Source organism: Streptococcus mitis, assembly GCF_003942765.1.
GTDB classification, from domain to species: domain Bacteria; phylum Bacillota; class Bacilli; order Lactobacillales; family Streptococcaceae; genus Streptococcus; species Streptococcus mitis_BE.
On record NZ_RJNW01000008.1, the window covers coordinates 1 to 15,486 of the forward strand.

Sequence of the window (15,486 nt, forward strand, 5' to 3'; positions counted from 1 at the left end):
TGAGGCTGACTCAGAGGCGCTTGTACTTGCTGAAGCCGATGCGCTTGTTGATGCTGAAGCTGAAGCACTTGTACTTGCTGAAGCCGACGCGCTTGTTGACGCTGAAGCTGAAGCGCTTGTGCTTGCTGAAGCTGATGCACTTGTACTTGCTGAAGCCGATGCGCTTGTTGACGCTGATTCAGAGGCCGATGTGCTTGCTGAAGCTGATGCACTTGTTGATGCTGATTCAGAGGCCGATGTGCTTGCTGAGGCNGACGCACTTGTTGAGGCTGACTCAGAAGCTGATGTGCTTGCTGAAGCTGACGCACTTGTTGATGCTGACTCAGAAGCTGATGTGCTTGCTGAAGCTGACGCACTTGTTGAGGCTGACTCAGAAGCTGATGTGCTTGCTGAAGCTGATGCACTTGTTGACGCTGATTCTGAAGCTGATGTGCTTGCTGAGGCTGATGCACTTGTTGAGGCTGACTCAGAAGCTGATGTGCTTGCTGAAGCTGATGCACTTGTTGACGCTGATTCTGAAGCTGATGTACTTGCTGATTCAGAGGCCGATGTGCTTGCTGAAGCTGATGCACTTGTTGAGGCTGACTCAGAAGCTGATGTGCTTGCTGAAGCTGACGCACTTGTTGAGGCTGACTCAGAAGCTGATGTGCTTGCTGACTCAGAGGCGCTTGTACTTGCTGAAGCCGATGCGCTTGTTGAGGCTGATTCTGAAGCTGATGTACTTGCTGATTCAGAGGCCGATGTGCTTGCTGAGGCTGATGCACTTGTTGACGCTGATTCAGAGGCCGATGTGCTTGCTGAGGCTGATGCACTTGTTGACGCTGATTCTGAAGCTGATGTACTTGCTGACTCAGAGGCCGATGTGCTTGCTGAGGCTGATGCACTTGTTGAGGCTGACTCAGAAGCTGATGTGCTTGCTGAAGCTGATGCACTTGTTGACGCTGATTCTGAAGCTGATGTACTTGCTGATTCAGAGGCCGATGTGCTTGCTGAAGCTGATGCACTTGTTGATGCTGACTCAGAAGCTGATGTGCTTGCTGAAGCTGACGCACTTGTTGAGGCTGACTCAGAGGCGCTTGTACTTGCTGAAGCCGATGCGCTTGTTGATGCTGAAGCTGAAGCACTTGTACTTGCTGAAGCCGATGCGCTTGTACTTGCTGAAGCCGACGCGCTTGTTGACGCTGAAGCTGAAGCGCTTGTACTTGCTGAAGCTGATGCACTTGTCGATGCTGAAGCCGATGCACTTGTACTTGCTGAAGCCGATGCGCTTGTTGACGCTGAGGCCGATGCACTTGTACTTGCTGAAGCCGATGCGCTTGTTGACGCTGAGGCCGATGCACTTGTACTTGCTGAAGCCGATGCGCTTGTTGACGCTGAAGCCGACGCACTTGTTGATGCNGAAGCTGAGGCACTTGTCGATGCTGAAGCCGATGCGCTTGTTGATGCTGAAGCTGAAGCACTTGTACTTGCTGAAGCTGAGGCACTTGTCGATGCTGAAGCCGATGCGCTAGTACTTGCTGAAGCCGACGCACTTGTTGATGCCGAAGCTGAGGCACTTGTCGATGCTGAAGCCGATGCACTTGTACTTGCTGAAGCTGATGCACTTGTACTTGCTGAAGCTGATGCACTTGTCGATGCTGAAGCCGATGCGCTAGTACTTGCTGAAGCCGATGCGCTAGTACTTGCTGAAGCCGACGCGCTTGTTGACGCTGATGCTGATGCACTTGTCGATGCTGAAGCCGATGCGCTTGTTGACGCTGAGGCCGATGCACTTGTTGACGCTGATGCTGAAGCACTTGTCGATGCTGAAGCTGAAGCGCTTGTTGATGCAGACTGACTTGCTGATGTGCTTGCTGATTGGCTCGCACTTGTCGATGCGGACTTAGATGCACTTGTTGAGGCACTTTGGCTGGCACTGGTTGATGCTGATACTGACGCGCTTGTGCTTGCTGACACTGATGCACGGTAATCTGAATCTGATATATCCGGTGTTACCGTATTCACCGTTCCATCTTTATAAGTGATAGTTACCGTTCCATTTTCTGCAATAGAATAACTGCTGATACGGTTGGCAGTCTCTGGATTGGCTGTTTTCACAGCTGCCAAGATTTTATCTTTCTCACGCTGGTTCAGAGCGTTTGGATGTTCAACTTGGAAGACTACTGACGGCTTCTTACCTGGGAATCTTTCATTCAATTTACCTTGCGCAACAACTACTGTCAGAGTACGTGCTTCGTTATCAGACAAGTCTACAACTTTGGTTCCGAGATTCCATTTATTTTTATCATCATATTTCTGATTAGCATTATAAGAAGCTGTATACTCTAAAGTAGCAGGAGCATTCGTTGGTGTATTCTTAAATCCTGGCGCATCATCATTCGAAGAATATCCTTTTTGGAATATTCTATCTTTATCTGAAATACCATCATAAAGTTTCAAATCTCTAAGTTTGCCACTATTATCTGAACCCTTCAAGACAACTTTAACTTCATCTCCGGCAAAAATCTCGTATCCACTCGTGCCAGGACGGACATTATTTTTCGGAGAAAGCTTTTCCCATTTTTTAGTCTTATCATTCTTGACATAGATTTCAAATTCAGGATTTGGAGCTACATTTTCTTTAGTAATGGTCTTAGTAGTTGTGGCAGAAGTAAGGGTCTCTGTTCCTCCAGAAGGAGTCGTTACAACTTTCTCTTGTTTAACCGTTACATTTCCTGTAGGTAAGAGTCCATTATTGCCGTCGTATGCTTTTTTCAGATCAGCAGGTTCAAAGGTAACGCTTGATTCGTTGTCCTTCGCTTTTTTCTCGAACGTATAGCCTGCTAAAGTCAAGGTTACAAGAGCTCCAGGTGTCACATTCGTTACAACAATTGAACGATTTGGCAAACCACCTTTTTCATTCACTGAATCAGCTGCAATTTCAGGGGCTTGTGGCTTTACTTTCACAGTAACGGGGACATTCTGTTTAACTCTGACCCCTGTTGAATCTGCAGGTAGTTCTACTTCTACTTCCTTAGTAAAGGTTCCTACCTCAGTGAGTGACGGTGCACCATTGACCCATTTGTAATTAGTGTTTGCTGCATTAAACTCTGGGCTTCCAGATACTTTTGTAACCGCTTCTTTAGGATTTGCCACTGCTTGTTTATAAGCTGGATCATCTGTTTTATTCTGTGTGAAAGTATAAGAACGATTTGATTCAAACTTATAGACATCATGGACAACATTAACTGTATGACTTAATTTATTAGAGTCATTCTCCCCCATACGACCTACCGGATAGGTAAAGGTCACTTGGTAGGTATTTCTTCCTGTATCAGTTGTATTGATAGGCGAGCTAGAAACCACTTGACCATTTTTACTCCAAGCTTGGCTTGCACCACTTGGATATCCCGCCGTTCCCTCTTTATCAACATAATTATGCCAAACTGTTCCATTATGAGGTTGCGTTCCTTGAATATCATTTACTGGACCTTTAGGTTTAATTGTCGCCAGAACTTCATAATCTACAGTAACATCTTCGCTTCCACCATTTGGATATTCGATATGGGCAATAGCTTGTTTAGAACCTGTCTCTGATGTATTAATTCCTGCCCCTTGTTTCCAAGTGATATTTGTTCCATTAGGGAATGCTTTACCGTTAGCACGCTGGATAAAGTTACTTGCATCCGCCAAGTCACCAGCCTGCTCACCAATATAGGTATAGACTTTAGGGACTTTGGCAATTGGATTGTATTTCTCCAAGGCTGCATTGATAGTACTTGTAGTTCCATCACGATAGGTAACTGTAATCGTACCATTTGTTGAAACTTCAATCTTAGCTTTCGTTCCTGGGAAGGTTAAAACGGTACCATTTGCGTCCGAAGTTACGTTTGAATTTGATACATCTTTAGTAAGGTCTTGATTAGATAGTAAATCACGTTTATTGGCTGCATTATTAATAAAATTATTATAAACTTCTGCAATTTCTTGCTTTGTTAAATGCTCCAAATCCTTAACCTGAACAACATCTCCACTTTGAACATCATGGCGCTCGTTGAAACCTTTGATGGTGTAGGTAAGAGTAGTCTGAGATGATTTATTCCCCCAATCTAGTGCACCAATACTATAGCTATAGGTTTTTCCTACTTCAGCAGATGCCTCACCGTTACCTACAGTACCCGATATACCCGTTCCAATATTTTTAATTTCCTCTTTTTGATTTAACCATGGGCTTCCAGTACTAGCAACGTAAGGATTATATCTCGGATTAGGTCGATTTATTTCTTGACCCATCAATTGTCCGCCATAAGTGACTCCAGGAATGGCATCCTGCTTGATAATTCCGTATTGGCGGATACTAGCTCCATTTTTTAAAATAGGAAGATTATGAACGAAATAATCATCATTATAAACATCGAAATGAGTTCCATTATTATTCTGGATAATTGGACCTGATTTATTTACAGAAGGTGCAGGTGTCGGTTTTGATGCAGCATACCCTGTCGAAACACTTGCCGATTGAACTCTAGAAGCATTCCCTTGAGTATTTTGCCCAATAGGGGCTGAGCTAACCTGCACCTGCATATCAGCCTCTGCAGTCGGCACATTGTTATCGTATTTAACTCTGACTTCAATCCTACCACTTAAGTTTCTATTTTGTCCATGTCTGTAATTATAAACAATTTCGGAACCCTGAGTGTAGGTTTTCTCCATAGAGTTGCCATTAAATGTTGCACTTTGGACATGACCTCCTCGGCCGACATTTATCTTAACACCAACATTGTGCAAAGCACTACTCGCCTGAACATCCATGGTGTACGTTGCGATACCAGTAGTCTTATCAAAAGTAGCAACTGGACTACTTACCGTCATACGCCCGTCACTCTGAGAAGGAGCCCAACTTGCACGAAGAGAAGTATCACGTAACATAGCTTGACCATTACGGGCATCACGCGCACCTGAGTTGGCTCTCAAAACAGCATTGACAATAGAATTACGAGCCAAGGTAGCTTTTTGCACCACCTCTGTCCAGTCACTCATTGGATCTGCCAAGGCTTTTTCAATAGCTGTCACTGCTGCATTTACCTTAGTAATTGCAGAATCAGTGTTTGGTAAACCAGCAGCCTTCGCTAGGTATTCGCCCATTTCAGCTGAAAGCTTGGTTAACTTCTTACGATTTTCTTCATTTTTCTTTACAGAGGCTTCTACAGATGACAAGGTTGCAGCTGTCGCACCAACTAAACTTGTTGTATCTGAATTTGTTTTAACAGTGTTTGACTCAATAGTAGCAGGCTTCAAAATTGATGAATCAATCTTGTCAACCTTTGATTCATTTTGAGTCGATACTTTCTTCTCATCTTGAATTTCAGATACAGTTTTTTCTGAGGAAGCTCCTACAGATGTTGACACACTACTTGTTTGGCTAGCAGATTGACTCAAACTAGTTGACATACTTGCAGAGTCTGAAGCGCTAGTGCTAGCTGAAGATGATGTGCTAGCTGAGGCACTAACTGACGTACTAGCGGAAGCACTTGCTGAGGTGCTGGCTGAAGTACTAGCCGAGGTGCTAGTAGAAGCTGATTCTGAAATCGAAGCGCTTTCGCTTATAGAAGTAGACAAGCTAGCAGAATTTTCCGAGTTACTTAGAGATGTCGTACCCAAAACTACTGTATCATTTGTAACCAAAAGATCTGGATTTTCCAGTGTTTTTTCCACGGCTACTGTTTCATTTGCAAATACTTTTGTTTGAGTAGCAACACTACCACCTAAAACAGCCCCTGTGGCGGCAAGTCCCTTGATAATATCCAAACCTGTAATAGAAGAATTTACTTTATCCTCTACTACTTCTGTCATGACTTGCGTCGTATCTACACCACCACGCAAGACCTTGAACAAACCAAAAAGAGAGGTTGAAGCGCGCAACCAATGTTTTCCTGATTTGATTAACTTATACCGCGTCACTCGATCGGTTTCTCTATACTCACCTTTTTGACGTCTAAAAAACATGTTTTACCCTTTCCCTACATACCAAAAGTGGACAATCCACCCTATTTTAATCATACCTTTAAAGTATACTTTAAATGCAAACGCTTGTCAAGAAATTTGATATATTTTTATATAATATTACCATTCAAATATTTTGAAATATCGAACCATTTATAAATTCTCTAACAACATCTAATACCTTTGTATAAAAAGCCTCAAATAACTTTTTAAAATATATATAGCTAAATTTATTTTAGTAGTAAAAAGTATATAACGTTCGGATTTTTAACATATTATATAAACAAAATATAAAAACTTGACTATTCATGTTTCATTGATAAATTCATAATGTAATGCAAAAAATACTATCGAAGTACATCTTGTGACAATAGATTTTCATAAAAAATTGCTTCGAATCAACTCGATTCTCCCTGTAACTCCTATCAAAAATGCCCACAATTAGGTTATAATCATGGGCATTCTATTGATGTTTTTTCTAGTTAGCTAGGCCATTATCTCCCCGTCACGACAGAAAAGCCCACGAATTGATACCATTCGTGGATTTTTCCTAGTAAAGCATTTAGGTAAACCGATTGTTACACTACGACACGGAGTTTGGCAAATCGATTCCATTTGTAAAACTCAGTTAGTGAGGCAGTTAGCTAGACTACTTCCTACCAGTTACGACGTAAAGTTTTACGAATCGACAATATTCGTAAAACTTTACTAGTGGAGCGCCTAGCCAAGTTCCATAGAAACTTGGCGTTAGTTACTTAGATTGTTACACAATCAAATACATTTACTGAACTACGACACGGAGTTTGGCAAATCGATTTCATTTGCCAAACGTAGTTAGTAAGGCAGTTAGCTAGTTCGCCAAATAGCGACTAGCGTCCAACAATTAGGAACTTTAGTTCCAATTGTTGGTACTGAGTTACATCTTCTCTTCCAACTCTACATCTGGATACTTGTCCGCAAACCAACGGAGGGCAAAGTCATTTTCAAAGAGAAAGACTGGTTGGTCAAAACGGTCTTTGGCCAAGATATTGCGACTTGATGACATCCGTTCATCCAAGTCCTCAGGCTTGATCCAACGAACGGTCTTTTTACCCATCGGGCTCATAACCACTTCTGCATTGTACTCGCCTTCCATGCGGTGTTTAAAGACTTCAAACTGGAGTTGACCAACAGCACCCAGCATATACTCGCCTGTTTGGTAATTCTTATAAAGCTGAATGGCTCCTTCTTGCACCAATTGCTCAATTCCCTTGTGGAAGGATTTTTGCTTCATGACATTCTTAGCGGAAACTTTCATGAAAATTTCAGGTGTAAAAGTTGGCAGTGGTTCAAATTCAAACTTGTTTTTGCCAACAGTCAATGTATCCCCAACCTGATAAGTACCTGTATCATAANCCCCGATGATATCACCCGCCACGGCATTGGTTACATTCTCACGACTTTCCGCCATAAACTGGGTAACATTAGACAATTTAGCCCCCTTACCAGTACGAGGCAGATTGACACTCATCCCGCGCTCAAACTCACCCGAAACGATACGGACAAAGGCGATACGGTCACGGTGACGAGGGTCCATGTTGGCTTGGATCTTAAAGACAAATCCTGAGAAATCCTTATCATAAGGATCCACAATTTCACCATCTGTTTTCTTATGACCATGAGGTTCTGGAGCAAACTTGAGGAAGGTCTCAAGGAAGGTCTGCACACCAAAGTTAGTAAGGGCTGAGCCGAAGAAGACAGGTGTCAATTCTCCAGCAAGGATTGCTTCCTCTGAAAACTCATTCCCAGCTTCATTTAAAAGTTCAATGTCATCCTTGACTTGCTCGTAGAAAGGATTGCTACCAAAAAGCTTGTCCCCATCTTCTAGACTGGCAAAACGCTCATCCCCTTTGTAGAGTTCCAAGCGTTGATTATAGAGATCATACAAGCCTTCAAAAGCTTTCCCCATCCCAATCGGCCAGTTCATAGGGTAACTAGCAATTCCCAAGACTTCTTCCAATTCTTGCAAGAGGTCCAATGGCTCACGACCGTCACGGTCCAGCTTGTTCATAAAGGTAAAGACGGGAATGCCACGGTGTTTAACAACTTCAAACAATTTCTTAGTTTGGGCCTCGATACCCTTGGCAGAGTCCACGACCATGACCGCAGCATCCACCGCCATCAAGGTACGATAGGTATCTTCTGAAAAGTCCTCGTGCCCTGGTGTGTCGAGGATATTCACGCGCTTACCATCGTAGTCAAACTGCATCACAGATGAAGTAACCGAAATCCCACGTTGCTTCTCGATATCCATCCAGTCAGACTTGGCAAACGTCCCTGTTTTCTTCCCTTTTACGGTACCAGCCTCACGAATCTCGCCCCCAAAGTAGAGCAACTGCTCAGTAATGGTAGTTTTCCCCGCGTCCGGGTGGGAGATGATGGCAAAGGTACGACGTTTCTTAATTTCTTCTTGAATATTCATAAGTTCTCTTTCTTTGATTCTCTATTTTTCTTGTTTCAATAGCTAAGAATGATTTTTACATTGGATTTTACCATTCCTTTCAACACTCCATTATATCGGATTTTGAGTAGTTTTTCAATTGCTCATCCGATGAAAAAAGTTAGCTAGAGCACTGATTTCACCTGGTTTCTCTTTTTCCACCGTTTTTTGAACAAGATATCAAAAAGAACCAGAGCCAGTGAAAGGATGACGGACACAAGTAGGTACTTTAGCCACAGGGGGGCATCAGGAATAAAAGGTGTCTTATTTAACAAGCCATAATTCCCACCAGTCACCTGATTAACCCCAACTAGAAAGAGATTGAGGATAAAGGTATAGACTACAATCATATATTTCTTGAGTAGGCTCTTGTCATAGTGATTCATCAAGTAGACCAAGGAATTTACTAGAAGGGCATAGTGCCCAATCAAAAATGAAAAACTGGTAATATGGGGGAAGTCATAGGGGTCAAAAACTGGGTAAACCAGTGCAAAGACAGCTCCACTTGCTCCTAAGAGGGCAAAGTACTGCTTGCTTTTCCATTTATCGGGCAAGAAAACCACAGCAAACATAGCTAAACGGCAATGATAAAATGGAAGGCTATTAGAAAAGGGAATCCCAAAACCAACATACCAACTATAGAGTGCTAGCAACTGGAGGATCTGAATCCCCTTAAACAAGTATACAAATTTCGGATTTTTGTGATAAGCAAGTGCCCCATAAATACAAAGCATTAAGACCAGCATCATAACCCCATACCAAAAAAGTGAAATGGGAGGAGGGACTGTCTGAGTTCTGGTGATAAATTGATGGAACATGTTTCTATCCTAACTCTTATTTTTTCTTTTTTCTAGTTTAACTATTATAGCGAATTAAAAACGATTTTTCAATTTCTATTTCTTTTCAGTTTGGCTCCCTTATTTATAGGAAAATATGGTAAAATAGAACAGACTCAAAATCATCATTTCACGAAAGGATGCAAGATGAAAATTACGCAAGAAGAGGTAACACACGTTGCCAATCTTTCAAAATTAAGATTCTCTGAAGAAGAAACTGCTGCCTTTGCAACTACCTTGTCCAAGATTGTAGACATGGTTGAATTACTGGGCGAAGTAGACACAACCGGTGTCGCACCTACTACGACCATGGCTGACCGCAAGACTGTACTCCGCCCTGATGTGGCCGAAGAAGGAACAGACCGTGATCGCTTGTTTAAAAACGTACCTGAAAAAGACAACTACTATATCAAGGTACCAGCTATCCTAGACGATGGAGGAGATGCCTAATGACTTTCCACAATAAAACCATTGAAGACTTGCACAATCTCCTTGTCTCTAAGGAAATTTCTGCAACAGAATTAACCCAAGCTACGCTTGAAAATATCAAGTCTCGCGAGACAGCTATCAACGCTTTTGTTACCATAGCTGAAGAGCAAGCACTTGCTCAAGCCAAAGCCATTGATGAAGCTGGAATTGACGCTGATAATGTCCTTTCAGGAATTCCACTTGCAGTTAAGGATAACATCTCTACAGACGGTATTCTCACAACTGCTGCTTCAAAAATGCTCTACAACTACGAGCCAATTTTTGATGCGACAGCCGTTGCCAATGCAAAAGCGAAAGGCATGATTGTCGTAGGAAAAACTAACATGGACGAGTTTGCAATGGGCGGTTCTGGTGAGACTTCACACTACGGTGCCACTAAAAATGCTTGGGACCACAGCAAGGTTCCTGGTGGCTCATCAAGTGGTTCTGCCGCAGCTGTAGCTTCAGGACAAGTCCGCTTGTCACTTGGTTCTGATACTGGTGGTTCTATCCGCCAACCTGCTGCCTTCAACGGAATTGTTGGTCTCAAACCAACCTACGGAACAGTTTCTCGTTTCGGTCTCATTGCCTTCGGTAGCTCGCTAGACCAAATCGGACCTTTTGCTCCTACTGTTAAGGAAAACGCCCTCTTGCTCAATGCGATTGCCAGCGAAGATGCCAAAGACTCTACTTCTGCTCCTGTCCGCATTGCCGACTTTACTTCAAAAATCGGTCAAGACATCAAGGGCATGAAAATCGCTTTACCTAAAGAATACCTTGGTGAAGGGATTGACCCAGAGGTTAAGGAAACTATCCTGAATGCCGCTAAACACTTTGAAAAACTTGGTGCTATTGTCGAAGAAGTCAGCCTTCCTCACTCTAAATACGGTGTTGCCGTTTACTACATCATCGCTTCATCTGAAGCTTCATCAAACTTGCAACGCTTTGACGGCATTCGTTACGGCTACCGCGCAGAGGATGCGACCAACCTTGATGAAATCTATGTAAACAGCCGCAGCCAAGGTTTCGGTGAAGAGGTGAAACGCCGTATCATGCTTGGCACATTCAGTCTTTCATCAGGTTACTACGATGCTTACTACAAGAAAGCTGGTCAGGTCCGTACCCTCATCATCCAAGATTTCGAAAAAGTCTTCGCGGATTATGACTTGATTTTGGGACCAACTGCTCCAAGTGTTGCCTATAACTTGGATTCACTCAACCACGACCCAGTTGCCATGTACTTGGCTGATCTCTTGACCATCCCAGTCAACTTAGCTGGTCTACCAGGAATTTCGATTCCTGCTGGATTCTCTCAAGGTCTACCTGTCGGTCTCCAATTGATTGGTCCTAAGTACTCTGAGGAAACCATTTACCAAGCTGCTGCTGCTTTTGAGGCGACAACAGACTACCACAAACAACAACCCGTGATTTTTGGAGGTGATAACTAATGAACTTTGAAACAGTCATTGGACTTGAAGTCCACGTAGAGCTCAACACCAATTCAAAAATCTTCTCACCTACTTCTGCCCACTTTGGAAATGACCAAAATGCCAACACTAACGTGATTGACTGGTCTTTCCCAGGAGTACTTCCGGTTCTCAATAAAGGTGTTGTTGATGCCGGTATCAAGGCTGCTCTTGCCCTCAATATGGACATCCACAAAAAGATGCACTTTGACCGCAAGAACTACTTCTATCCTGACAATCCCAAAGCCTACCAAATTTCTCAGTTTGATGAACCAATTGGTTACAATGGATGGATTGAAGTGGAGCTAGAAGACGGTACAACTAAGAAAATCGGTATCGAACGTGCCCACCTAGAAGAAGACGCTGGTAAAAACACCCACGGTACAGATGGCTACTCTTATGTTGACCTCAACCGCCAAGGGGTGCCATTGATTGAGATTGTATCTGAAGCTGATATGCGTTCCCCAGAAGAAGCCTATGCTTATCTAACAGCCCTCAAGGAAGTTATCCAGTACGCTGGTATTTCTGACGTTAAGATGGAAGAAGGTTCTATGCGTGTGGATGCCAACATCTCTCTTCGTCCTTATGGTCAAGAGAAATTCGGTACGAAGACTGAGTTGAAAAACCTCAACTCCTTCTCAAACGTTCGCAAAGGTCTTGAATACGAAGTTCAACGTCAAGCTGAAATCCTTCGCTCAGGTGGTCAAATCCGTCAAGAAACACGCCGTTACGATGAGGCTAACAAGGCAACCATCCTCATGCGTGTCAAGGAAGGTGCTGCAGACTACCGTTACTTCCCAGAACCCGACCTACCACTCTTTGAAATTTCAGATGAGTGGATTGAGGAAATGCGTACTGAATTGCCAGAGTTTCCAAAAGAACGCCGTGCTCGCTACGTCTCTGACCTCGGCTTGTCAGACTACGATGCTAGCCAGTTGACTGCAAATAAAGTCACTTCTGACTTCTTTGAAAAAGCTGTTGCTCTTGGTGGTGATGCCAAACAAGTCTCTAACTGGCTCCAAGGGGAAGTCGCTCAGTTCTTGAACGCTGAAGGCAAGACACTAGAACAAATCGAATTGACACCAGAAAACTTGGTTGAAATGATTGCCATCATCGAAGACGGTACTATCTCTTCTAAGATTGCTAAGAAAGTCTTTGTCCACCTTGCTAAAAATGGCGGCGGAGCGCGTGAATACGTTGAGAAAGCAGGCATGGTTCAAATCTCAGATCCAGCTGTCTTGATTCCAATTATCCACCAAGTCTTTGCGGATAACGAAGCCGCAGTTGCCGACTTCAAGTCAGGTAAACGCAACGCAGATAAGGCCTTTACAGGCTTCCTTATGAAAGCAACCAAAGGCCAAGCCAACCCACAAGTCGCCCTTAAACTACTTGCACAAGAATTGGCAAAGTTGAAAAATGAGTAACTCATTTAAAGTATAACTGACACCAGACTGCTAAAAAATTAGCAGTTCTGATGGCTTGCAGTATGCATTCATATAGTTAGGAGACATATGAAAAAGTTATATACTCTTCTCACCACCTGTTTACTACTCCTTTTCGTTACACCGATGCAATCCATCGATGCAGGGGTAGGACATTCTCGAAGTGGTAGCTCTAGCCGTAGTAGCTCCAGTTCAAATGGTAGCCGAAGCCGTTCCAGTAGCAGTAATAGCGGTAGTTCTTCCTACAGAAGTAGCTACAGTTCTGGAGACGGTTCCTATAGTTCGAGTTACTCTGAGCAAGAGTTGTACGGAATTGTAGTCTTTTTAATAGGTGTTTACGTAGTTGTCTTAGTTCTAAAGAATAAAAGTAATCAAAGCTCATCAGAAAAATCCTATAGTAGCGCTACTGTATATAATCCCCAAAACCATCGTCGAGTTGAACACAATACATTAGCTACTAGTCGTGTTAAATATGGCGATCCAAACTTTGATGCCGATGCTTTCGCTTCATGGGTTAAAGAAGTCTATATTCAGTTACAGGCAGCCTGGACTAAAAAGGATTGGAATTTGGCTCGCTCTCTTGAAAGTACCAGCCTTTATTCCCAACATAGTATACAACTCGAAGATCATATCCGGGCGAAAACAACTAATGTTTTAGAAAAAGTCTATGTTGAAAATGTTCGCATTAAAGATTTCTACGAAAATCCTGATGGTAACGATACCCTTGTTGTGATCTTGTCATCTACACTCAGGGACTATGTCATTGAAAACCAAAGCAAACGTGTCATCGAAGGTGATCCTCAAGAGGACTTGTTTACAGTCTATCAAATGAACTTTATCCGTAAACACGGAAGTCAAACTGAACTAAATGTCAGTGATGAAGCCATCAGTGACCACTGTCCAAACTGTGGTGCCCCATTGAAAATCTCTGCTATCAGTAAATGTGACTATTGCGATGCTGATCTAACACGCAGTCCAAACCAATGGGTACTCGATACCTACGATGTTGTGGATGAAGACGAACTTTATAATTAGGAGGAAATTATGGGATTTATTCGTGCCGCCCTATCTTCAGGGCTTAATAGTTTCAACGATAGCAAATTTAAAGAAGCTATTGTTCTTCCAAATGACCTAACAGCTGATGCCTTGGCCATTAAAGGACAACTTCTTACAAAAGATCCTGACGGCACTTCTAGACAAAGCAACCAAAATACTGGACTTTTAACAGATGGTTCTGTAGTCATTGTTCCACAAGGTTATGTAGCTATTCTTGTCAACAACGGAACCTTCCTTGGCGATGTCTTAGAAGCTGGTAGCCACGAATGGCGTTCTGAAGATAATGCCTGGCTTCTTGAAAAGGGTGGTATAAAGGGTACTTGGGAAAATTTCAAAAACCGCTTCTCTTTTGGTGGTCAAGTCATTACCCAACAGGAAATCATCTTTATCCGTATGCAACCCATCGCAGGTAATAAATTTGGTACTCAAAACGCCGTAGAGTATTTCAGTGAACGCTATCAACAATTGCTCAATATTCGTTTCTACGGCTTGTTTGATATCAAAGTTGCTGATCCAGTCCTATTTTATGTCAGCTCCATCAGTCAACAAATTGAAGATCATAGAGCATTTACCCTGAAAGATATCGCTCAGGGAACTCTCAGACAAAATATCTCTCCTAAAATTGCTATTGCAATCGCCAAATTTACAAACGAAAACCGAGTTGATATCTATAGTCTTAATGCCAATCAAGATACTTTCAACGATCTAGCAAAACAAGAAGTTAACAAGGTATGGACGGGACTTTACGGAATTGAAACAACCAATATCCTGCTTGAAGATTTGAGCTATGACCAAGAAAGCTTGAATATTATTCGTAAACTTGATAGCGAACTAGTCGCTATGAAATACAATACGATTGAGATTGAAGAACGTCGTGCCCGTAACGAAGCTCTCATCGTTGCTGCAAACAATGAAGGCAATGGCAATGGTATGAACATAATTATGGGAATGAATCTGGGACAAACGCTTGGCGGGCAACTCAACCAACAAACTCAAGCTCCTATTCAAAATAATGGGCAAACTGCAAGTAAGAACTTTTACATCGAGGTAGACGGCAAGTATGTTCTCGTAACCAAAGATGAAGAAGGAAATATCGTACCTGTCAACTAACTCAAGTTAATCTGATATTTGAGAATTATTGCGTTTTATGGTACAATAAAGAGTAACAATATTTATTAAAGAGGTAAAAACATGATTGAAGCAAGCAAATTGAAAGCTGGTATGACATTTGAAACTGCAGACGGAAAATTGATCCGCGTTTTGGAAGCTAGCCACCACAAACCAGGTAAAGGGAACACAATCATGCGTATGAAATTGCGTGATGTCCGTACTGGTTCTACATTTGATACAAGCTACCGTCCAGAAGAAAAATTCGAACAAGCTATTATCGAAACTGTTCCAGCTCAATACTTGTACAAAATGGATGAAACTGCCTACTTCATGAACACTGAAACTTACGACCAATACGAAATCCCAGTCGTAAACGTTGAAAATGAATTGCTTTACATCCTTGAAAACTCTGATGTGAAAATCCAATTCTACGGAACTGAAGTAATCGGTGTAACTGTACCAACTACTGTTGAATTGACAGTTGCTGAAACACAACCATCTATCAAAGGTGCTACTGTTACAGGTTCTGGTAAACCAGCAACTATGGAAACTGGACTTGTTGTCAACGTTCCTGACTTCATCGAAGCTGGACAAAAATTGATCATCAACACTGCAGAAGGAACTTACGTTTCTCGTGCCTAATCTCT

The 15,486-nt window shown here is 42.6% G+C and carries 8 protein-coding genes and 2 pseudogenes; 6 read left to right on the top strand and 4 right to left on the bottom strand.

What is annotated here, in order from left to right:
* From D8849_RS10855 to D8849_RS09700, 4 genes and pseudogenes are all read right to left on the bottom strand, one after another.
* Positions 1 to 1,821, bottom strand: a pseudogene (locus tag D8849_RS10855) (hypothetical protein); the annotation flags it as partial.
* Positions 1,822 to 2,046: 225 nt separating this feature from the next.
* Positions 2,047 to 5,985, bottom strand: a pseudogene (locus tag D8849_RS10830) (accessory Sec-dependent serine-rich glycoprotein adhesin); the annotation flags it as partial.
* A gap of 913 nt (positions 5,986 to 6,898) precedes the next feature.
* Positions 6,899 to 8,443: a peptide chain release factor 3 gene (locus D8849_RS09695; RefSeq protein ID WP_125386946.1), complete on the bottom strand. Its 1,545-nt coding sequence runs from the start codon at positions 8,441 to 8,443 to the stop codon at positions 6,899 to 6,901.
* 143 nt (positions 8,444 to 8,586) lie between these two features.
* The gene (locus D8849_RS09700; protein ID WP_049552708.1) at positions 8,587 to 9,279 is read right to left on the bottom strand and encodes a YwaF family protein; all 693 of its coding nucleotides are present in this window, start codon (positions 9,277 to 9,279) and stop codon (positions 8,587 to 8,589) included.
* Between the two features lie 165 nt (positions 9,280 to 9,444).
* On the opposite strand from D8849_RS09700, the gene gatC reads away from it, so the two are divergent.
* The 6 genes from gatC to efp all read left to right on the top strand — a co-directional run bounded on the left by gatC (position 9,445) and on the right by efp (position 15,481).
* Complete coding sequence (gatC, locus tag D8849_RS09705) at positions 9,445 to 9,747, top strand: Asp-tRNA(Asn)/Glu-tRNA(Gln) amidotransferase subunit GatC (protein ID WP_000705419.1); 303 nt, start codon at positions 9,445 to 9,447, stop codon at positions 9,745 to 9,747.
* Positions 9,747 to 11,213 carry an Asp-tRNA(Asn)/Glu-tRNA(Gln) amidotransferase subunit GatA gene (gene gatA / locus D8849_RS09710; protein ID WP_125386947.1) on the top strand — a complete coding sequence of 489 codons (1,467 nt, stop codon included), beginning with the start codon at positions 9,747 to 9,749 and terminating at the stop codon, positions 11,211 to 11,213. Before gatC ends, gatA begins: the two co-directional genes overlap by 1 nt.
* Positions 11,213 to 12,655: an Asp-tRNA(Asn)/Glu-tRNA(Gln) amidotransferase subunit GatB gene (gene gatB, locus D8849_RS09715; RefSeq protein WP_060627640.1), complete on the top strand. Its 1,443-nt coding sequence runs from the start codon at positions 11,213 to 11,215 to the stop codon at positions 12,653 to 12,655. Before gatA ends, gatB begins: the two co-directional genes overlap by 1 nt.
* An 87-nt stretch (positions 12,656 to 12,742) precedes the next feature.
* A complete protein-coding gene (locus D8849_RS09720) occupies positions 12,743 to 13,708 on the top strand; it encodes a zinc-ribbon domain-containing transport protein (RefSeq protein WP_125386948.1) in 966 nt (321 codons plus the stop codon).
* A gap of 9 nt (positions 13,709 to 13,717) precedes the next feature.
* On the top strand, positions 13,718 to 14,839 hold the full coding sequence (locus D8849_RS09725; protein ID WP_125386949.1) for an SPFH domain-containing protein: 1,122 nt from the start codon (positions 13,718 to 13,720) through the stop codon (positions 14,837 to 14,839).
* An 81-nt stretch (positions 14,840 to 14,920) separates the two neighbouring features.
* A complete protein-coding gene (gene efp / locus D8849_RS09730) occupies positions 14,921 to 15,481 on the top strand; it encodes an elongation factor P (RefSeq protein ID WP_000568643.1) in 561 nt (186 codons plus the stop codon).
* The last annotated feature ends 5 nt before the right edge of the window (positions 15,482 to 15,486 follow it).